The 20869-nt window shown below is 42.3% G+C and carries 21 protein-coding genes; 10 read left to right on the top strand and 11 right to left on the bottom strand.

Annotated elements, in window-relative coordinates; all coding sequences use genetic code 11:
• Positions 1–183: 183 nt before the first annotated feature.
• Both SWP_RS02775 and SWP_RS02770 read left to right on the top strand, forming a co-directional pair.
• Positions 184–1182, top strand: a complete 999-nt coding sequence (locus tag SWP_RS02775; protein WP_020910825.1) for a permease — start codon at positions 184–186, stop codon at positions 1180–1182.
• 71 nt (positions 1183–1253) lie between these two features.
• The gene (locus tag SWP_RS02770) at positions 1254–1505 is read left to right on the top strand and encodes a DUF2999 family protein (RefSeq protein WP_020910823.1); all 252 of its coding nucleotides are present in this window, start codon (positions 1254–1256) and stop codon (positions 1503–1505) included.
• 439 nt (positions 1506–1944) lie between these two features.
• Here the strand turns inward: SWP_RS02770 and SWP_RS02765 are convergent, their stop codons facing one another.
• Positions 1945–2436, bottom strand: a complete 492-nt coding sequence (locus SWP_RS02765; RefSeq protein WP_020910822.1) for a MarR family winged helix-turn-helix transcriptional regulator — start codon at positions 2434–2436, stop codon at positions 1945–1947.
• 151 nt (positions 2437–2587) lie between these two features.
• Here SWP_RS02765 and SWP_RS02760 point away from each other — a divergent pair, with 151 nt between their 5' ends.
• Positions 2588–3457, top strand: a complete 870-nt coding sequence (locus SWP_RS02760; RefSeq protein WP_020910821.1) for a DMT family transporter — start codon at positions 2588–2590, stop codon at positions 3455–3457.
• Between the two features lie 123 nt (positions 3458–3580).
• Here the strand turns inward: SWP_RS02760 and SWP_RS02755 are convergent, their stop codons facing one another.
• The 3 genes from SWP_RS02755 to SWP_RS02745 all read right to left on the bottom strand — a co-directional run bounded on the left by SWP_RS02755 (position 3581) and on the right by SWP_RS02745 (position 4639).
• Positions 3581–3928, bottom strand: coding sequence for a NifB/NifX family molybdenum-iron cluster-binding protein (locus tag SWP_RS02755; RefSeq protein WP_020910820.1), 348 nt, complete (start codon positions 3926–3928; stop codon positions 3581–3583).
• A gap of 211 nt (positions 3929–4139) precedes the next feature.
• Positions 4140–4340: a NifB/NifX family molybdenum-iron cluster-binding protein gene (locus SWP_RS02750; RefSeq protein WP_020910819.1), complete on the bottom strand. Its 201-nt coding sequence runs from the start codon at positions 4338–4340 to the stop codon at positions 4140–4142.
• Positions 4337–4639, bottom strand: coding sequence for a DUF134 domain-containing protein (locus SWP_RS02745; RefSeq protein ID WP_020910818.1), 303 nt, complete (start codon positions 4637–4639; stop codon positions 4337–4339). The genes SWP_RS02750 and SWP_RS02745 overlap by 4 nt, the downstream gene beginning before the upstream one ends.
• Positions 4640–5699: 1060 nt before the next feature.
• Here SWP_RS02745 and SWP_RS02740 point away from each other — a divergent pair.
• The 3 genes from SWP_RS02740 to SWP_RS02730 all read left to right on the top strand — a co-directional run bounded on the left by SWP_RS02740 (position 5700) and on the right by SWP_RS02730 (position 11673).
• Entirely contained in the window at positions 5700–7364 is a 1665-nt protein-coding gene (locus SWP_RS02740) for an ammonia-forming cytochrome c nitrite reductase subunit c552 (protein WP_020910817.1), read from the top strand.
• A gap of 817 nt (positions 7365–8181) precedes the next feature.
• Positions 8182–9744 carry an ammonia-forming cytochrome c nitrite reductase subunit c552 gene (locus SWP_RS02735; RefSeq protein ID WP_228371104.1) on the top strand — a complete coding sequence of 521 codons (1563 nt, stop codon included), beginning with the start codon at positions 8182–8184 and terminating at the stop codon, positions 9742–9744.
• A gap of 360 nt (positions 9745–10104) precedes the next feature.
• Positions 10105–11673 (top strand): mannan-binding lectin, encoded by a 1569-nt coding sequence (locus tag SWP_RS02730; protein WP_020910814.1) that lies wholly within the window; start codon positions 10105–10107, stop codon positions 11671–11673.
• Between the two features lie 108 nt (positions 11674–11781).
• Here the strand turns inward: SWP_RS02730 and SWP_RS02725 are convergent, their stop codons facing one another.
• Positions 11782–11964: a CCGSCS motif protein gene (locus SWP_RS02725; protein ID WP_044555613.1), complete on the bottom strand. Its 183-nt coding sequence runs from the start codon at positions 11962–11964 to the stop codon at positions 11782–11784.
• Between the two features lie 243 nt (positions 11965–12207).
• Between SWP_RS02725 and SWP_RS02720 the strand changes: the two genes are divergently transcribed.
• On the top strand, positions 12208–13104 hold the full coding sequence (locus SWP_RS02720) for a DUF2785 domain-containing protein (RefSeq protein ID WP_020910811.1): 897 nt from the start codon (positions 12208–12210) through the stop codon (positions 13102–13104).
• A 51-nt stretch (positions 13105–13155) separates the two neighbouring features.
• On the opposite strand, the gene SWP_RS02715 is transcribed toward SWP_RS02720, so the two are convergent.
• The 4 genes from SWP_RS02715 to SWP_RS02700 form a co-directional block, all read right to left on the bottom strand.
• Positions 13156–13926, bottom strand: coding sequence for a hypothetical protein (locus tag SWP_RS02715; RefSeq protein WP_020910810.1), 771 nt, complete (start codon positions 13924–13926; stop codon positions 13156–13158).
• A gap of 2 nt (positions 13927–13928) precedes the next feature.
• Positions 13929–15095 carry a BamA/TamA family outer membrane protein gene (locus SWP_RS02710; RefSeq protein WP_020910809.1) on the bottom strand — a complete coding sequence of 389 codons (1167 nt, stop codon included), beginning with the start codon at positions 15093–15095 and terminating at the stop codon, positions 13929–13931.
• 191 nt (positions 15096–15286) lie between these two features.
• A complete protein-coding gene (locus SWP_RS02705; protein WP_020910808.1) occupies positions 15287–15505 on the bottom strand; it encodes a MarC family protein in 219 nt (72 codons plus the stop codon).
• Complete coding sequence (locus tag SWP_RS02700; protein WP_044555610.1) at positions 15502–15774, bottom strand: hypothetical protein; 273 nt, start codon at positions 15772–15774, stop codon at positions 15502–15504. Before SWP_RS02700 ends, SWP_RS02705 begins: the two co-directional genes overlap by 4 nt.
• Positions 15775–16016: 242 nt before the next feature.
• On the opposite strand from SWP_RS02700, the gene SWP_RS02695 reads away from it, so the two are divergent.
• The 3 genes from SWP_RS02695 (at position 16017) to SWP_RS02685 (ending at position 19243) form a co-directional block, all read left to right on the top strand.
• Positions 16017–16895, top strand: a complete 879-nt coding sequence (locus tag SWP_RS02695; protein ID WP_020910806.1) for a LysR family transcriptional regulator — start codon at positions 16017–16019, stop codon at positions 16893–16895.
• A 140-nt stretch (positions 16896–17035) separates the two neighbouring features.
• The gene (locus tag SWP_RS02690) at positions 17036–18721 is read left to right on the top strand and encodes a thiamine pyrophosphate-binding protein (protein ID WP_020910805.1); all 1686 of its coding nucleotides are present in this window, start codon (positions 17036–17038) and stop codon (positions 18719–18721) included.
• An 81-nt stretch (positions 18722–18802) separates the two neighbouring features.
• Positions 18803–19243: a DUF2541 family protein gene (locus tag SWP_RS02685; protein WP_020910804.1), complete on the top strand. Its 441-nt coding sequence runs from the start codon at positions 18803–18805 to the stop codon at positions 19241–19243.
• A 48-nt stretch (positions 19244–19291) separates the two neighbouring features.
• On the opposite strand, the gene SWP_RS02680 is transcribed toward SWP_RS02685, so the two are convergent.
• On the bottom strand, positions 19292–19669 hold the full coding sequence (locus tag SWP_RS02680; protein WP_020910803.1) for a hypothetical protein: 378 nt from the start codon (positions 19667–19669) through the stop codon (positions 19292–19294).
• Positions 19670–19807: 138 nt separating this feature from the next.
• Positions 19808–20857 carry an autotransporter outer membrane beta-barrel domain-containing protein gene (locus SWP_RS02675; RefSeq protein WP_020910801.1) on the bottom strand — a complete coding sequence of 350 codons (1050 nt, stop codon included), beginning with the start codon at positions 20855–20857 and terminating at the stop codon, positions 19808–19810.
• Positions 20858–20869 lie beyond the last annotated feature (12 nt).

Genomic DNA, 20869 nt, shown 5'->3' with positions numbered 1-20869 from the left:
TGGCAAGCTCATTCAAGGCAAGCTATTTCAAACTGAGTAATGACACAACGGTTATTCCCTTATGAGCTTATTCACCCCAGAAGTCGCAAGCCGTAAATACGCCTACAGGCGAGTTTTAGCGGCAGTAAAACTGCATTTAGCCACTGTGCTGGTTTTATCTGGTTCCACTATTAAGGTAAAGCTATGTTAATTTGGTTCACTCTTTTTGCCGATTGGTTGGTTTATGACTGCTTTGCACTGTCAAACCAAACTCAATTAGGCCAAGCGGTGCACTTCTTTGTTGAAGACACCAGCAAAATTTTCGCTCTGTTGATCCTAATGATTTATGCCATTGGCTGGCTGCGGGCTTCTCTTAATATTGAACGAGTTCGTGGCTACCTAGCGGGCAAGCCTAAGTTTGTTGGTTATAGCCTAGGTTCGGGTTTCGGTGCCATCACTCCCTTTTGCTCCTGCTCCAGTATTCCAGTATTTCTAGGTTTTACTTCGGCGGGGATCCCGGTTGGCATCACCATGGCCTTTTTGCTGACCTCTCCACTCATTAATGAAGTGGCTATTTTGCTGCTATTTAGCTTATTAGGTTGGCAAATCACCCTACTCTATATTGTTACAGGGATCAGTATTGGTATTTTAGGTGGCGCCTTGCTCGACTTACTCAAAGCCGAACGTTGGTTGCAGCCACTGGCAGCTAAAGCTTATGCCATGGGGCAGGCCTCAAGCGAACAGGCTCTCACGCAAGACAGTCCCCGTCCAGCAGTGACTTGGCAACAGCGTCACCAATTTGCCAAATCGGAAACCTTTGAGATCTTCTCTCGTGTGTGGAAGTGGGTCATTATCGGTGTCGGTATTGGCGCTGGGCTGCACGGTTTTGTGCCTGCTGGTTGGCTTGAAGCCAATCTCGGTGACGGCCAGTGGTGGTCAGTTCCGCTGGCGGTTGTCATGGGTATTCCGCTATATGCTAATGCCACAGGGGTGATCCCGATTATGGAAAGTCTGCTGACACAAGGCGTTCCTCTTGGTACCGTGCTTGCTTTTTGTATGAGCACAGTAGCGGCTAGTTTTCCAGAATTTGTAATGCTAAAACAAGTGATGCAATGGCGGTTATTGGCATTGCTGTTCGTTATCTTATTGGTATCGTTTACCCTTATGGGCTGGATATTAAATTTAGTCACCTTAATGGGATGATAGCTACTCAAAATAACTAATGTGCTAGAATCTCGCTCCTATTTTACTTAATTCAATTAAAAGGCAATGCAATGAACCCAATTCTTGCGATCTTAAAAGAGCACAACATCAGCGATGCTCAGATAAGTGAACTGTTCCAAACCTTGACTGAAAACCCAATGATGGCGATGGCAACCATTGGTCAGTTAGGTATTCCGGCAGAAAAACTACAGCAAATGATGGCGCTGGTTATGCAAACGCCAACGCTGATCAAAGAAGCAGTTCTTGAATTAGGTTTAGACTTCTCAAAAGTTGAAGCAGCTAAAGCACAGCTGCAGCAGTAATACCTATCAGAATAAGGCTAATGTGGAGAGGAGAATCACTCCTTCTCCACAGCTTTTGTGGTTTGCCTCTCACAGCACTAGTACTTCAATTCCACTCGTAATACCAATTGCATTAAGTATTTGACCAGTTCAGAGCCCCTCAGTCTTTTCAATTCAAAGCGCATTGGTAAAGAAATGGTTGTTCCCTTTTAAGCCAATGCAAAGCAGAAGTGGAAAGACTGAGGAACTCACGTAGTGCGGCTGAGGTTAAACAAATTGGCAAACGCTGTATGATTCGCTATGGGATTTGGATATACGACTAAATGGATTTAGGAGGTAGAGCGAAGCAGGATGCCAGAGCCGAGAATAACTATTAGCTCAAATCCCACTACTTTCCTACAGCGTTTTGAATTCCCGCTGAATGGTCAAACTTTTAATGCAATTGGTATAATTCGTAGCATTAGGCTGATGCCTCAAAACTACTCAGCCAGATCTTTAATAACCCGCTCAATTCAGGCTTATCAGTATCGGACAGTCCCTCAACCAGTTTATGCTGCACACGTACATGCTCCTCTATCGCTTCATCTATAATGGCAAAACCTTTATCGGTTAGCCCTACAGATACACTGCGGCGATCTTCAGTACTATGCACCCGCTCAATCAGCCCTTTTGCCTGCAGCCTATCTAAACGGTTAGTCATCGCACCGGAGGTCAACATCATCGAAGACAAAAGCGCTGACGGGGTCAAATTGAATGGTTCACCAGAGCGCCTAAGGGTAGCTAGCACATCAAACTCACCCAATGTGAGGCCGTACTGTTTGTGACAGGCTGCGATCTCTGCTTCTAGGTACTTCTGCAAACGCATCATCCGGCCAAAAATTTCCATCGGTAACGTTTCCAGCTGGGGCTTCTCTTTATTCCACTGCGCGGCGACTTTATCTATATCGTCCATTTCACACCCTATCTCAGTTAGTTAGCTGAACTATTAGCAACAAACAAATCTTCACATTAAGATACTTGATAAAAAGATACTTTACAAAAATAAAGAACAGGTTCAAACTACATATATCTTTACGTAAAGATACTTAGCAGTAAGGTAGTTTATGAATATTTTCCTCGCCATGATCCCGGCTTTTTTCTGGGGCACCACTTATGCCATGACGCAGTTTACTCTGCCAGATTGGCCGCCTTTATTGCTTGGTGCTATCCGCGCTTTACCTGCAGGTTTAATACTATTAGCCCTAAAGCCGAGTCTGCCGAACAAAGCGGATTGGTCAATCCTCATTAAGCTTGGTGCCATCAATATTGCGCTGTTCTTTAGCCTTATTTTTATTATGGCGTTAACCCTACCCTCTGCAATTTCTGGGGTTGGAATGGTTTCAGTGCCTGTATTTGCGATGCTGTTTCATTGGGTCGTAAGTAAAAAGCGGCCAAGCAGATTGCAGGCAATATTTGGGGCAGTATTGGTGATATTAGCTTGGATGCTATTTGACCCAAGCGCTATCAGCTTAGACCCTATAGGTTTATTAGCTATGCTGGCAGCGATTAGCTGCATTATCGTAGGCAGCACGATAACAAAAGCCCTTGGCACCAGAATTCACTGGTGGACGGTACTCACTTGGCAACTAATTGTCGGTGGCGTACTGCTGTCTATTGCCGCCGCTATTCACTCGCTATTTTCACCAGAGCAATACTTTGCAGCAATACAGGGCTTTAGTATGGAAAATGCGTTTGGCCTAGGCTGGATAATCATGCTTAATACCGTACTTGGCTATATTATGTATGTCTGGTTACTGCAGCGTATGACGGTGGTTGACTTCACTTTTGGGGGCATAGCTAACCCTGTCGCCGGTATTGTCAGTGGGATGGTGTTGCTAGGTGAGTCCTTTACGCCTCATCAATACTTGCTTATGGCCAGCATGATCCTAGCCTCAATTGCACCGACACTGATTCAAATCATCCGCAAAAAATAGCAAATGCGTTAATTATCAAAGTGACACAGAACTAGGTTGAAATCGCTCGAATCGGCATAACGGCAGTGGTGGTCTAGCCCACCACTGCCAGTTTAACTCTTTAAACCTGCTGTTGAAGCAGCACTAATTTATGACTCTAAACCCTGCATAATTAAGCTTGTCAGCCGCAGTATTTTGCTTATTGTCTGGACTCAAGATCGTTGTTTTTGCATCTGCACCACCGCAGCTACATCCACCCGTTTCTCCGCCACAACAACCTCCTTTTTTAAGGTGATTCAGCGAAGTCCGTCCTTCAGAAGCATCTAGCATTCTATAAGTTGTATCAGTGCTTTGATCTAACAGCTGTTCGATACTCAAAGCGCTGTCGCCTTTGCTGACACTAATCCCTGCAGCGAGCAACTTCCCCAGCATGCGTTCGCCAATATGTTGCACCATCACAACATCTGTCTTTTGCTGTTTAATTATACCCATCCCACTTGAAAATGCTCGTTTCAGAGGTGTTGTGCTAGTTCAATTCTAGGCGCGTTAACGTGGAAATGGTTATTCCCTTTTAAGTTGCCGCAACAACGAAGTGGGCTTGGACAAAACCTTCTTCGATGGATTTTAATGGGCTCTACTCTGTGTTATTGATTTTACCAAGGGAGCGACCATTAGCTGCAATCAATGCCTTGACTAAAGCCCATTAAACTCCCACTGAATCCTGCATTTTCAGGTCGGATGGGTATAGATCTAACATCGCCTTTTTAGCACTGCAGCCGCCAGCTAGTGCTGGATTGTCGAAACTAGTTACAAGATGATGGTACTCGTTATAAAAACCGATACGTGGTGCCTTAGTGAAGTGACCCGCTAATCGACCGCGGCTCATCGGCATTGCAATAATCATAAAACTTCCCTTTTGGTATCTGTTGATTGTGGCAACACTAACCCGTGACCTTGAGTGATCGCCGTCGCCACCTTTTTACGTGCACTAGCCAGCAAATAGCCAAATGTTTGTCGAGATATCCCCATAGAAGCAGCAGCATCGAGTTGACTCATTTTTTGCACATCACCTAAATTCAGAGCTTCAAACTCATCAGCATCAATATGGATCTTTTCCAGCTCAACTGAAGGGATCCCATTAGGTTTTAACATGCTATACGGAGCACGGCAGGATAAGTTTCTACATTTCTTGGGTCTTGGCATCTATAAGCCTATTTTATGGTTAGGCGCTGCTCCTTTCTAAACAGCTCTTAGTTATTGGCGTACGCCAATAACTATATAGTATTGCAGTCAATAACCAACAAACTGTGGTTTAGTTCACGCTGCTTAATATTCGTACTCCCTTAACTTCACCACAATAACAAGCACGACATATCGCCAAATTTGCTATTTGCCCACAATGGCTAACAAGCTCATTCTTGCTAGCCATTTAAACCCAACTCAATGACAATTGCGCACTCTAGCTGCCTCTAACTAAACAAACTTACAGACGATTCTGCTCTTTACACCTTTTATTTAGTCATTCAAAACACTTTGCTTAGTGATAAACGTATTTACGCTCACTCTACTTTAATTAAATATTTATTAGTAACAACAAAAAAACATCAAACTAATATATTAATTAAAAACAACATAAATTATTACCACCAGTTATTCACCTAGCAAGTAAAAGCTAGACTTGCAATAAAAACAAAAAATAGATTTAAATAAATTAAGAAAAACGCTGTTAATCTTAAAATTAATAAAAGAAAGAACTTATATATAAAAATAAAAATCAATGACTATATGGATTTAGTAAAGTCGGCTATTAAAATCACACTTGACTTAAATACATAGCCATAACGCTACATTTACCCAACAAATCACGCACTGATACTTAAAACGTTAAGCTACACCACACACTAAATTAGAACAACAACTTACACGCAAACCCCAGATAAACACAGGCTTACAGGGTACCCACAAAGGCATACCTCTTAATGGGTATTTGTTAGATTTTTCTTATTTTATTAACAACTAAGTTTTGTAATTTTATTGATCACACTCACGTTATCATTAATAAAACGTATGGCAAATACAGACCTCATGTTAATTATCTACCCCGAGGTAAAAACAAATTAAATATAAATCTCGAACGTAAAACCTTAAATGCAAAAACAAAAAGCAAACGATACAAAAATAACAATTCTCAATACAAATGAGTATTAGAGAATCAATAAGCAAGAAAATAATAAATAACAATAGATTATTTAGAGGAGTTGTGATGAAACTACAAAAACTTGCAATCGCAGTAGCGGTAATGACTGCATTATCAGCTTGTAGCGATGATGATGATAAAACTAAAACCTGTCCTGATGGAACAGAGCTAGATCCTGACACAAATGTCTGTGTCGTTATACCGCCAGTTGAGCCACCAGTAGAACCACCTGTTGAGCCACCGGTGGAAACTGATTTCTACAACAGTGATAATTGGCAGGAAACCTTCCCAGATCAATACACCACCTGGGCACAAACAGAAGAAAGTAACCCAGAATCCGGTGTGCCAACAGATTTGTTAGAAGCTAATCCGAACTTAGTCAGTGCTTGGGCGGGTTACGGCTTCGCTAAAGACTATAATCGCGCTCGAGGTCATCACTTCGCATTAACAGACATCATTAAAACACTACGTACAGGGGCTCCACTTATTGGTCACGATGGCGAAATCGTCGGCGAAGCGATGAAAGCAAGCTGCTGGTCTTGTAAATCTCCAGATGTTGGCCGTATGTTTGAAGAGGTCGGAGAAGGTAAATTTGCTGACAATGGCTGGTCAGTGTGGGGCGAAGAGATGCCAAACACAATCGGCTGTGCAGACTGTCATGAGTTGGGTGAAAACACGCTAAGACTAAGCCGTCCGTATGCTTCTCGTGCTATGGATGTGATTGATAAAACATTCACTGCAGAAAATCACGACAGCCAAGCAGGCCAAACATGTGCCCAGTGTCATGTTGAATACTATTTCGACGGCAATGACTCCAAGAAAGTACGCTACCCGTGGGATCATTGGGTACCAGGTGTTAAAACAGATTATAAAGAAGTGGTCAGCTATACTGGAACAGATGGTTTGTATGAAGGTTTCGCCGCCGAAGCGCAATTGGCTTTCTACGACGAGAAGAGCTTTAAAGATTGGACCAACGCTATCTCTGGTGCCCCATCACTAAAAGCGCAGCATCCAGAATATGAAAACATGATGGATCGAACTGACCATGTGATGTCAAACCACTTAGATTTCAGCTGTAATACTTGTCACATGCCGAAATCAACCAACTCAGAAGGGCAAGAGTACTCAAATCATAAAGTCGCATTTGATGCAAACAAACTCCCTGCCAGCTGTACTGGCTGTCATGATGCAGATGCATTTGAGTCTAAGTTTGAAAAACGTAAGGCTGATATCAACGCACTTCGTTTTGATGCTACAGGCACAGACCCACGCCTTACCGAAGTACACTTTAAAGCACAAGCAATTTGGGCCGCCAACGGTATTGAAGGATTAGAAGCAGGTAAAACAATTGGTGAAGCTAAAGCCGCTTATGAAGGTGCTTTGGCAGCTGACAATGAGCTTGCAACAGAGATGAACAGCCTGTTAGGAAAAGTACGTAATGCTCAGTGGTTCTGGGACAGCGCAACGGCCTCTCACGGCATCTATGCTCATAACCCAGCAGAAGCTATTCGCTTGCTAACCAAATCTAATACTATTTTAGATGCGGCAATCATCGAGGCTGACGCACTGCTTGGTAAGTACGATGCTGATTACGTCTACGACGCAACTAAGTACGACAGCAAAGCTAAAGTACAACCGCTGGCGGGTCTTGACCTAGACGCAATGAAGACCTCTAAAGAAGAGTTCATTAAAGAGCGTGTAGAGAAAGATTGGCCTGCAGAGCTACGTTAATTGCAAATTTAGCTAAGTAAAACAACATCTCCAAAGCCAAATGCCAGTCACCCACCGACTGGCATTTTTTTTCCTGTCTAACACTGCAAACTCATTGATCTAAAGCTATACTCTAAAGCAAAAGAGTTTATGCTCTACAGCATAATAATCTGACTATTCATGATATCTACTCCTGCATATGTCCTGCATATGTCCTGCATATGTCCTGCAATTATAAATAAACCTAAATTAAATAAGGTTAAATTAAATAAAGTTAAATTACGCTAGAGTAAATTAGAGTGTGGATACAACTTATTTAAATATAAAAAATAGCCATCCCCACTTCTCGAACATAACAGCGAATTCAAAAACAATAAAACCAAACCAACACAACATAAAGATTAATATGAAAGACCAAGCTTTAATATAGGATTAAGCTTTAATTAATAAGTTAAAAGCAAATAAAAAAAAGATTTAAAATGGATAGTTGAATACAAGTTCACAAATAAAACCCAATCATAAACCTTTATGTAAACACTAAAACGTAAAGCCAGTAAAGCCTTAAAAAACAACGAGATGATCAAAACCTGGCATCGCTTAATTTAAAATAAATAAAGCTAATTCACTCTAAAAACAATAGTACCCATAAATAGGTATTATTTAGCAAGCCAAAATATACAAAGACAACCATGTAATAATTTAAATAAGGGCGACATCACATTAACTGCCAAAACAAATTCACCGGATAATTTAAAATGGTAATAATCACTTCGTTCTCAACTATCAATAATTAATTTCAAGTAAACAACTATTATTTTATTGATTGCATTTAGGAGTGATGATGAAACTTAAAAAACTGTCCATAGCGATAATGGTATCTACTCTATTCACAGGTTCAGCTTTTGCCATTGATAAAGAGGTCGATCTATACAATAGCGATAACTGGCAACAAGCATTTCCAGAGCAATACAAGACTTGGGCTCAGACTGAGCAAACCAACCCTGAGTCCGGCTCCCCAGTTGATCTATTGGCCGCAAACCCAAACTTGGTCTCGGCATGGGCTGGTTACGGTTTTGCGAAAGACTATAACCGAGCACGTGGTCATCACTATGCAATGACAGACATCGTCGAAACACTTCGTACCGGTCATCCTGTTGTTGGCCATGACGGCAACGTTGTTGGCGAAGCCATGGCTGCCAGTTGCTGGTCTTGTAAAACTCCAGATGTCGCCCGCATGTACGATAAAGTTGGAGAAGATAACTTCTCAAATAACAATTGGTCGACATGGGGCCATGAGATGTCTAACACTATTGGTTGTGCAGATTGTCACCAGTTAGGCAGCGCGGAGATCCGAATGAGCCGCCCATATGCTGAGCGAGCTATGCAAGCCATAGGCAAGGATTTTGCGGAGCAAACATCAACTATGCAGGCGAGCCAAACTTGTGCTCAGTGCCATGTAGAGTATTACTTTGATGGTAAGGACAATAAAAAAGTCCGTTACCCTTGGGATCATTGGGTACCTGGTGTTAAAACCGACTACAAAGAAGTCGTTAACTATAAAGGCTCAGACGGCCTATATGAAGGTTTTGCAGCAGAAGCGCAACTCGCTTACTTTGACCAAATAGGCTTCAAAGACTGGACTAACGCTATTTCAGGAGTGCCATCAATAAAAGCACAACATCCTGAATTTGAAAACATGATGGATAGAACTGACCATGCGATGTCTAGCCATATGGAATTTGGTTGCACCACATGTCATATGCCTAAAACGGAAAATAGCAAAGGCGTTGAATACTCTAATCACAAAGTCACTTTTGATGCTAAAAAGCTACCCGAAAGCTGTGTAGGTTGTCATGATGGCAGCGACTTTAAAGAGATCTTCGACGAACGTAAAGCTGAGATCAACAAGCTGCGTTTTGAAGCTGATGGTACAGACCCACGCTTGACCGAAGCACACTTTAAAGCTCAGGCTATTTGGGCTGCTAATGGTATCAAAGGGCTAGAAGCAGATAAAAGCATTGCTCAAGCCAAAAGTAACTACGAAGCAGCATTAAAAGCTAATACGCCTTTAGCTAAAGAGATGGATAGTCTTTTAACTAAGATTAGACATGCGCAGTGGTTCTGGGACAGCGCTACAGCCTCTCACGGTATCCATGCTCATAACCCAACTGAAGCCGTTCGCTTACTTGAGAAATCTAATGCGATTTTAGATGAAGCACTTAATGAAGCGAACGCACTGTTAACAAAGTACGCACCAAAGTATAAGTACGATGCAACTAAGTACAACACTAAAGCTAAAGTACAACCGCTGGCGGGTCTTGACCTAGACGCAATGAAGACCTCTAAAGAAGAGTTCATTAAAGAGCGTGTAGAGAAAGATTGGCCTGCAGAGCTACGTTAATTGCAAATGTAGCTAAGTAAAACAACATCTCCAAAGCCAAATGCCAGTCACCCACCGACTGGCATTTTTTTGTTTGCAGCAAAACGGTTACGCCCCCTCCCCCCCAATTCACCATTCTAGCGTTGCTATCAAGTAAGGCGAACACTAAAGCACTAACAATGCAGCTTCTAGCAGCAGAAGAATTCCCACAGATATGCAATAAAATAAAATACAAACATAGAGTTAACAACATCAAAAAATCAGAATAGTTCCAGAAGGTTGCTCTGAATAGCCTTAGCTATAGTCGTATTACCGACTCGAACTTACTTCAGTTAACCAGCTGTAGTCAGTATCTTGTTTATTAAAATAAAGGAATATTCGATGAACGCACCACTAAGGAAAATCAGTACACTAATTAGCGCGCTTATCCTGGCATGTGCCAGTAGCAGCTTTGTACAATCAACTCCCTATAGCGAACCGACAATAGCGGCTGTAGCAGAACGAGCAGTCACTGGCGGTACCTCAGCTCTCAAGAGCTGTGTAGCACAGTCAAGTTGGTTTAGCTCCCCATCAATGCCTAGTGAAGTCAAAACCAGTGACGGTCCTAATGACAGCTCTTTTTGTGACTTTTATCAGTTCTCTTGGCAAACATTTGCTTATCTGATGGCCAAATCAAAAAACAATCCATCTGTTATCAACTTTCAAGACAATACTCAGTTCAACCAATTAGAAATAAACGCAGATGGTAGCCCGGCCAACTCTTGTGATGATAAGCATGATTCTCAAGTACTGTTTATTCGCACCGCTAAACATGAAGAGAATGACACAGATATAGTCATACCGGAGATGATTGGACAAGCAGGTGGCAGCGCCACCATCTATGACCAAAATGGTAATGTCGTCTATTACGATGTTCGTTTTAGTAAGAATATGTGTAATGTCAAAGCGATCCAGCAGCTGCAGAACTTCCCTGCTGGCACCACCGAAATGAAAACCGCATGGAAAGTATTAGGACAAAATGATGATCCTAATGACTTCATCACCATGGATGCTCACATTACACCTGTAGTATCAGATCAGAGTGATACCCAAAAAACTAAACTTGGCATGATTGGTTTTCATGTTGCCGTTGCAACAAAGGCACACCCAGAGTTTGTTTGGGCTACATTTGAGCATAAAGTGAATGCGCCAGACTGTACCTTGCCCAAGACAACCACGGGATGGTCATTTGCTAGCCAAGCCTGTGCGTCAGGGCTTAAAAATAATCAAGCAACTTGCGAATTCAATAATCCTACCAAGCGAACTAAGGTCACCGGCACACCGTCACAAATCTGCCGTATGTACCCTTATGGTTCCTCTAAAGATGATCATAAGTTTGCCGATAACGTAAACTCAATCACATCACTCAATCGCAATGTTCAGCCCTATTTAAGCGGTCATTTTGAAGTATTGAAAAACTACTTCATTGTGGGTGCTTTGTGGGTAAGCGATATCCAGCAAGGTTCCTACACGAGACCAACCGATGGCCAAGCGGTGACGCAAGTTAGTAACCAACGCGGTTCATTAAGGTTGGCTAACACGGTTGCAGAAACTGAATATCAAAAGGTGAACACGGCTGCAATTAATCTTAATGGAGAGTCTTCACCTTCAGCGGGCTTTGTCTCTAACTGCTTTGGATGTCATAACTATGAAGGTTTAGACAGTAATATAAGCAACACAACCTCAAATAGCTTGAGTCATATTTTCGATGATATTGCGGTCGGTTCTAAGCAATGCTTGAATGTACAAGCCGCTAATATCATCAACAGTAATACCCAAGCAAAAGCAGATTGCCCAGCTACATGTAGCAAGTCCTCAAGCGAACTTAAGTGGGATGGTCAATGGACAAACCAAAACGCTAACACTGGTGCACAACTAGCGAAATCTATTTGTGGTTGCTGCGCCAACTAAGAAGCAAAGCTAATACCAATCAGTATAACAACTTGTGAAATGGGTTTTCGGCTAATAAAAAGGCCTGCTGAGCAGGCCTTTTTAGATGAAAACGGTCACTATCAAGCCTTAGTTAGAGCATGATCCACAACATACGCCGCTATCACCATGTTTAGGTTTGGCATTTTCAGCTTTGACTGCTGCATTAGTCGCTTCAGTTTTTTCAGCTTTCTCGGCAGCCTTAGTCGTAAGCACTACAGCTTGCTCCTCAGATTTGTTTAAACCAAATATTTTCTTAAATGATACTGACATATAGACTCCAAAACTCGTTAAGCTGCATTTTTTACGCATGTTATAATTCTTGATTAAATTAGTCAACTATTAACCCCCTACCTCTTTTCACCTCAGCAGTGGTTCATTTGCGAGTAAATTGACCATCGTTTGAGCAATTGCTCTCTTTGCACCATAGTGAAGTCTATTCGACATTTGTACTTAAGCTCGCTATCTTGCCAATGCTATTAATGATTTTCTGGCTAAAATAGAGGAAGCTACTGCATGAAATTAAATGGAATTTATTGCTTATTACTATGCTCAATGGCGTTTAATAGTTGGGCGTCTAAATGCGACAAGTATTTTACAACGCAGCAGCTTCATCAACTCAAAGCAAACGAGTTTGTAGAGGAAGATTCAACTAAAAGACAAGCTACGGCAATAGAGCTTGTTAACTGCATCGATAATAGCGATCCAGAGATCCGCGATGGCATTGTATTCGAAGGACTTAGTTTTTGGCTTAGAAACCAACAGTTGACGATTCCGACCACTCAAACATTGTTTAGCTCCTTGAATCAAATACTGTCGACGGAAAATACAGATCCCAATAACTTTAGCCAACCTTTTGCAGCATTGATTCTGGCTGAGGTGGTCAGAGCTGATCGAATCAGTCCCTACCTAACAGATAAACAGCGCCAAGAAGTGGTCAATACAGCCACTAATTACATGGCATCGATTGACGATTACAGAGGCTTTGATGACACGACGGGCTGGCGACATGCTGTCGCACATAGCGCCGATCTTTTTTTACAGTTGGCATTAAATAAACAGATAACGGCTGTACAGTTGAAGCAATTACTAGAGGGAATTTCAAGCCAAGTGGTCGCCAAAAATCAACACTTCTATCATTATGGTGAACCTAAAAGACTGGCACTCGCTACCATCTATATTGTGCTTAGAGGAGAGTTAACCCAACCTGAGTTACAGCTATTTTTCGATAATATCGTCGACCCTAGCCCTTTTGAAAATTGGGGTAGCGTATACAGTAGTAATATTGGTTTGGCTAAGCTACACAATAGCCGCAGTTTTTTGAGCGAACTCTATACCATCACCGCCAGTAGTAAAAATCCGCAATTAGAAAAACTGCGACCAATCATAAAGCTGGCTTTAAAGAAACTCTAGCATGACGATATTACTGTAGCGCCCTAATACCAATCGGTATAAATATTTGCTCTAGTCACAGCTTGAGCTGTAACTATTTAGCTCAATGAGCCCCTGTAGAATAATACCGTGGTAACGGGCTTTAACTAACTGATAGTCAAGCTCAGGGGAAAAATAGTAGGTCACTTTCTCTTCTCCTGTCTGCTCAACAGGAATTAAAGTGAGCTCACCCCAAGGCTCAATGTTAGCCTTTTTCTGCTGTTTAACATAAAGCTGGTAGGGTTCAATGGCATCTGATGCTTGTCTTACTAAGGCAAACTGGGTGCGACCTTGGAGCAAGAAGTGACGCATTTGAATCGCCAGGGTATCAACATCCCGCAGTGCAATAGAGTTTGAGTGGTAACGTTCAATATCACCATCAATATCGACCTCAGTATCTCGGCCATTATTGCTAAAGCTGACTCGCATATCTCGAGCTCTGAAACCCGTCACCTGTTGATGAAAGTTATCGGTAAGCCACTCTTCCGTCTTCGCAGACCAAGACAGTTCTGCACGCTGCTCATACTGAGTGCCAATGCCCAGAATACTGGCTTTACTGCTTGAAGTGACGACGGCAGTTTTTCCTTGCCAGTTTTCGACCCGCTCCATAGTACCAGTATGAATACCACTTAAGAAAATGTCATAACTGGCACTGCGGCGGCACTGTTTTATATCCTGATTTAGCTGCGCCGTTTGCGTAGCTGCAGTTTGCCCTGCCAGCGATGGCTGAGCCACAGCTGGAAGCGCTAGCGATACTGCTAGCCCTAATAAGCTCAATTTCAGGTAAACAGCGAATAATTTCATACCTAGAAGACTTCGTTCACATTAAGATAGAAATTGGTTTCGTTTTCACCGACACCAATATCAAGGCGTAAATTGATATTATCTTTTAGTTTAAAGCGGAAACCAGCACCATAACTGGTCAGCAACTCCTCATTAAGATCGCTGACTTTATCAGCAACACTGCCCACTCCGCCCCAAAAAACCATGCCATAGCGCTGGAAGATAGGTAAACGATATTCAACTTGCCCCATCATCATCTGCTTGTCACGGTAACGGCCTTTAATATAGCCGCGCATGGCACTTGAGCCACCTAAGTCAGGCAACATATTCCAAGGCACGTCACCATCGGTAAATTGCCCCTGAACTTGCCAAGCTATCAGCCCTGGCGCCGAGCTTAGCAACGAGGTAGAACTTAAATCAATATAGTTAGCAAGCTCTAAGTTATAGGTTGAAAACGTCGAGTATTCACTGTTTTGGTAGAGACCAGCGTCTATCTGGAATAACCAGCCCTTGGTAGCATTAAGGCGATAGTCTCGCGAATCATAAATACTGCTTACCACCACACCTGAGCTGAAATTACTCGGCAATGTAGCATCTACGTCGACGGGAACGCCAGTTTCAACTAACTCTAGTTTGTCTGCGCTTGCATAGGTGAAGTCTGCGCCAATCCCCAGAAAATAGTTATCGGCAACTTCGTTCAACCATGTAGGTTTAAAGCTATAAACCTGCTCTTCAAATTCATGGTGATTAGCATCAATATTACCGTCTGTAATACCTTGGCCATAATAAACAGATGCTTCATTATGCAACTCAAGCCCTAATAAAAGGCGTTGCTTGCCAGCGTTGAAAAAAGTCATATTTTCAACTTCAACGCCATAAGAGTTGTTCATCGATACAAAGGAGTTAAGCACCAATGACGACGGCTGCTCTTCTGCTTTAGCATCCTCCGTTTTATATAAGCCGACCATTAACAATCCCACACCAAACTTTTTCTCCGGCGTGTAATAAGCTGTCGGCAGGTAGCTCATATCGATAGGCTTGCTGTCATCAAACTCACCGTCAGCACCAAAAACCGAGAGAATGTCATCAACCCAGGTGGGCTGCATATCTTTAGGGGTTTCAAAGAGTGGCTCAACTGCAACTGCGACATTAGAAAAAGCAAAAAGGGTCAGCAATAAAATCCGTTTCATAAGTACTCGAATCGATAGAGAATAAAGTGAGGGTTATTAAGGTGACTTTGCTTTAATCATACTTGGCAAAAGTAACCGACGAGCCAATTACTAACTGGCGAGCGCATTCTACCATTACGGCAGCTTTCAACAATTGTTTTTTCAATAGATGCGCCGAAATAGATTAAGCCCTACATTTTTCCTATTCGTGACTAACGGCATCTAATGCTTGGGTCACACCATGGCCAAATTAATCCAATAATCTTCAAACCATTTGCCATTCCAGAGATCATCATTTGCATAGCTAAAGCGGCGAGTAAAATGCCAGCGATTTTGGTGATGATAAGAATGCTCTCCTCTCCGAGAAAAGCCATGACCTTCTGAATATTATGCAAAGGGACAAGGTTCAATAATGCTATGCCGACAATCACTGTAATAGCACCAGCTTGTTACTCAACTCAGCGCTATCAGCAGAGGCGACCAAAGCTTGTGGGGTTGCCATAAAGGGCATTACAAGTGGTGAAACAGCAATATTGAGTGATGCTAAGTCAACATGAAACAGATCCAGTAAAGTACTCCCTCCAAGCACAAAGAAAACACAGACACTGCTGGCGATGATCACCGTTTTAACTGTTATCTTGCGCAGATCTTGCGGTGTCATTGCTAAGGCGTACTTTGAAAATACAATAGAGATTTTCATTGGTCGCAAGTAGCAGCGTAATAATGTCGAGTTTTCCCATTTTAAACTTCAATGATGTACACAATTAACCACAGCAGGATGTGGTAATTTTCAATGGCGTTAGATTACCTAAACACAAAATTTGAGCACCGACTATAAAATGGGAGTGGCAATACCCAAAATAAGCTCGATTAAGTTAAAAGGCTAGAGTAAAAAGAAGTTGTCCTATAATGTTTAATTAAAAGCACTTATAGAACAAGCCTATGAAGATTCAATTAGATGATTACTATGTTTTTTGTCAGGTAGCGAAATATGGCAGCATGAAACAAGCCAGCGAAAAAACACGTCTGTCGCTATCAACAGTCAGTAGACGCATTGTGTCATTAGAAGAGAGTCTAGGCATACAACTCTTTATACGTAACAAAAATAAGCTGTCACTCTCCAATGAAGGGGTTAAGTATTATCAAAAGCTAAGCACTATCGTTGAGCAGTTGGCTAATACCATCGATGAACTCAATGACAACTCAGGTTTGTTAAGTGGCCATATAGTGATATCGACCACTAAGCTTTTTTACACTCAATTCATTCATCATGCCATTCTCAATCTGTTAAAGGATAATCCCAAATTAAGCATAGAGTTAAAGCACTCGGTTAATTCCACTACATTGACGGATGATGTTGATATTGCCGTGGTGACAGGTGAACTTCCTGAAAGCAATTTAATCGCCAGAAAATTAATTGAGCTCGAACTGGCATTTGTGGCACATGAGGATTTTGCTTTACAGCATAAAGATGAAATTGCTAATGGCGAGTTTAATACTCTGCCCTATGTTTCGACACTATCTCATCCCTCACTACCTATCACCAAAAAAAGTACTGATGAAGTGATAAAGATTCAACCAAGTCAAAAATTCAGTGTCATAGATGCACAGATGCTAATCAGTGCCGTCAACGATGGGCTTGGATACGCTATCGTCCCACTCTATGCTATGGAGCCAAACAACGAACAGTTCAAGCTGGTACAAATATTTAAAGACTATCGATTGGCACCAGTGCCTTTCTCTTTGCTATACCGCAGCCGCAACTTACAGTCCGCCGCGCAAAGAGCAGTAGTCGACGCCATTATCAGCGCATTTAAATAAACTCCTTCCGTAAAAAATGCCAATCCCATTTTTGGGATTGGCAAGTCCGAAATACACTATATAGAAGATTTTGGGCATTGCTTAATATTACCTCACACAAATAACGGACCAATTTTAAATCCATTTATTGAGGTAACACCATGCAACAGATTACATTAGCAACTTATATTCTTACTCGCCTAAAAGAGCTAAACACTAACCATGTTTTCGGCATTCCAGGTGACTATGTACTGCCATTTTTTGATGAAATTTTAGATGGCAACCACGGCGTGAAACACATCATGCCAAGAAATGAGCTTAACGGCACTTACGCCGCTGACGGTTATTCAAAAATGAATGGTTTTGGCGCCATGGTTGTCACTTTTGGCGTAGGCTCTCTAAGTTGCACTAATGCTATTGCTGGTGCGTATGCTGATGACACACCGATAATGGTTATTGCAGGTACAGCAGCCGTTGAGGTGCTAACAACCCCAACAGAACGACGCTACCACCATGTTATCGAGAACAACTTCGATACCAATATCGAAATGTTTAAACATATTACCTGCGCGAGTCAGCGCCTGGTAGATTTAAGCACTGCGACCTTCGATGTCGATCAAATCCTGCGTAAAGCGATGCAGACTAAAAAACCGGTTTATTTGGAAGTGCCTTATGACCTGCAAAATGCAATGGTTGACGCTCCTACTCGGCCGCTTGATCTGATGCTTGAGCAGTCTTCTGCTGTTAATCTTAATGCTGCACTTGAAGCGAGTGTAGCATTGCTTGAAAAGTCAAAAACTCGCAGCGTGTTAACCGGCCATCTTCTCCAACGTGAAAACATGATCCCGCAGGGCATGCAATTAGTTGATCAACTCAATGCGGCGGTTGCAACCACCTTCAGTTGTAAAATGGGCGACTTTGAAGCGCATCCAAATAGCATCGGAATATATATGGGTGAAGTCAGCGAAGATTACACCAAAGAGATGATGGATGGCGCCGATGTAGCGATTGCTCTTGGAGTGACCTTCAATGAGTTTGATACTGGTGTATTCACAACCCGGCTGGGCCAGCAACAAGATGTCATTTGGGTTCGCAAAGATTACGTTGAAATTAATGGAGAACGCTATGACATGGTATACCTGCGAGACTTTGTTCCTGCGCTTTTAGGTGCTATCAGACATATCGATGCGGGCGAGTTAACCTTACAAGCACGCCGCATGTTCGCCTTTGAACAAAAAGACAGATTTACAGCAACAGATAATGAGCTGACCATTGACCGATTATTTATCCAGTTCTCTAATTATCTACAAGCTGGCGACATGTTGTATGGCGATACAGGCGGTTTTATTAATGCTTCACAAGCAGAGTTTCCAGCTGACATTGTTATGCATGGCTGTGGTAACTGGGGCTCACTCGGTGCAGGCTTTGGTATGTTTGTTGGTGCAAACTTTGCCAACGAACAGCACCACAGGCGTTCTGTAAGCATTCAAGGCGAAGGCGCCTTTACCATGAGTGCCCAAGATCTAGCGACCTTGATTGAGCATAAAAAAGATTTAGCATTATTCATTTTAGATAACTCTGGTTACGGTGCAGAGCGAGCCATTCACCCAGGTAAAGAACGTTCATACAACGACATTGCAGTATGGAAGTATGAAAAGCTAGCTGAGGCACTTGGCGGAACCGAAGGCGTTGATGTACATAGCTATGTAGCCCACACAGAGAAAGATATAGATGCCATCTTTAAAGCGCTAAAAGAGCCAGAAGGCGTTAACATTGTCCGAGTGATGTTAGACCCAAATGACTCAGCCACTTTCAATCTACGTTTTAGTCAGTTACTACAGCACTAAAAGCGCCCGAAATAAGAAGCTAAATATCAGCCTATTGTGGCTAACTCTCTTATTATTTAATGCCCCTACTACGGTGGGGCATTGCACAAAAAACTAATGGTTAAAGGTTCGAACATGCTTCCTATCAATAAGTTAGTAAAGTTAATAGCTGTCGTTTTTATAATGCTACCAGTGTCTATGCCCGTCACAGCAGCACAATGGGAACAACTAGGACAACGCTCAGTTAAACATGGAGTAGACAAAGATGTCATGCACGTCAATATTGCCGAGGGCGGCTTTAGAGAACTTAAGGTTACGGTAAAGAAGAGCTCGGTTAACATTAAGAAAATTATTGTTGAATATGCCAATGGTAAGCGAGACGAATTGAAGCTCAGATCTGTCATAAGTGCTGGGAGTGAAAGCCGCTTAATGGATCTTCGTGGCGGTAAACGAGTGATCCGGAACGTGACCTTCTATTATGAAACTATCGAAAGAGGTCGCGGCAAAGCCATCGTTACAGCGTGGGGCAGGCGAGGAGTTTAAAAAAGCATACAAAGGGGCTGTTTGCAAATTAGTTAGCCCCTAGTTTTGCTAACCACCAAAGGTAATATCGATTTGATGCTCATCTTCACCAATAGGCGTGACGTCAAAAAATATCCCCAATGGGCACTCGTCTGCATCAATGGGCAGAGGGGCTAAAAAACCTTTCTGCTGACCTTTGCTAGTCGTCCACACTCGACAAGCCCTCTCTCCAGCTTCAGTCATAAATACATATTCAGTGGTGCCCTGCTTGTCCAGCATTGGCCCCTCAGTGTCACAGCTCCCCCAATCTTCACCTAACGCACTAGCAACGTTATAACAGATAGATTTGGCATCATACGCTGTAGTCGTTTCAACAGAGGTTGCTGCGTGAGTCGTAAACGAAATCACACTCAGAAGTGACAATAGTACAGCAGAGTTTTTAAACATTAGTAGACCAGATTAATGAGCATTACCTTTATGGACAAAAAGGCATTCGGTAAGTTCATTAGCCTTGCCGAGAATGGCTTACGGCGCACTCAATCAACCAACTCATACAACACAACAACATCAAACTGTGGCTCAAAGTTAAAACTTATAGGTATACATAGCTACGTAATTCTGCCTACCGTCACCGATATTGGCTTCCAAATCGAACGAGTGGTGTTTAGTTAAACTCCAGTCAAAACCAATTAATCCAGCATAGTGAGCGACGTTCTGTTGTGTAATGGTATAGCTTAGTCCTTCTATAGTTGGCCCACCTTTAATCTCGGCATCCGACTGACCAGTTGTTCCTTCAGTATCCATGTATGAAACACCGATATATGGGTTTACAAACCCCCAATTGGGAACATTAAATGATGTGCCGACTCTTGCACTTACAAGCAATGTTTCTGATTCAGTTCGATCATCATCCGTTTTGGTCCAGGTATAACTGAACGGAAGCAGAACAAAAAAATGGTCAAATCCATAAACAAAGTTGGTGGTAAAACCATAGTTCCATCCTGAATAATCAGGAGATATCTCAGGTAGAACGATGTTTTCAGGAACATCATCACAGAATGCAGGCGTCACTCTGCCACCACACACCTCTTCAATTTTCTTAAAAATAGCAGTCGGGATTTTAATATAAAGATCGGTTGAACCTTCAAATCGGCCACCATGGATGCCGACCTGCATGAAAGGGAATATCCAAGCTGCAGCGCGCAACTGTAAGCTGGCAGTTTCAACATCTGGTTGACCAAAATCAATACTATCTAAATCAATGACCTCTCCAATATCGACCCCCTTATAACTCAATTGTAAATTAGAGAGTGACAAGTCTTGTTTGGAATAGTTAGGAATAATAGAGATAGAAAGTGGTAATGGCAGGTCATAGCCTTTTTCAATGACTTGCTGACCAAAAAAAGGCAAATAGCGCTCCCACTTGCGATTTGGATCTGTGCTCTTACTGGGGATAATGTCTGAACGAACAGTCTCATTTCGCTTTTGCTGTCGTTTCTCTCGATCAGTAAGCGGTTTCTGCACTTCAATCTCAGCAGTAGAGTTTACCCTCTCTGTTTTTTCCGGCACAGACTCATCAGTTGCCAAAACGGCAAACGGAACACAGCAGCTGAGAATACTCAATAATTTATACATGATTAAATCCCT

The organism is Shewanella piezotolerans WP3 (assembly GCF_000014885.1).
Classification (GTDB): Bacteria; Pseudomonadota; Gammaproteobacteria; order Enterobacterales; family Shewanellaceae; genus Shewanella; species Shewanella piezotolerans.
Note: the sequence above shows the minus strand (reverse complement) of the source record. Positions and strands in the feature narration are given on the sequence as shown.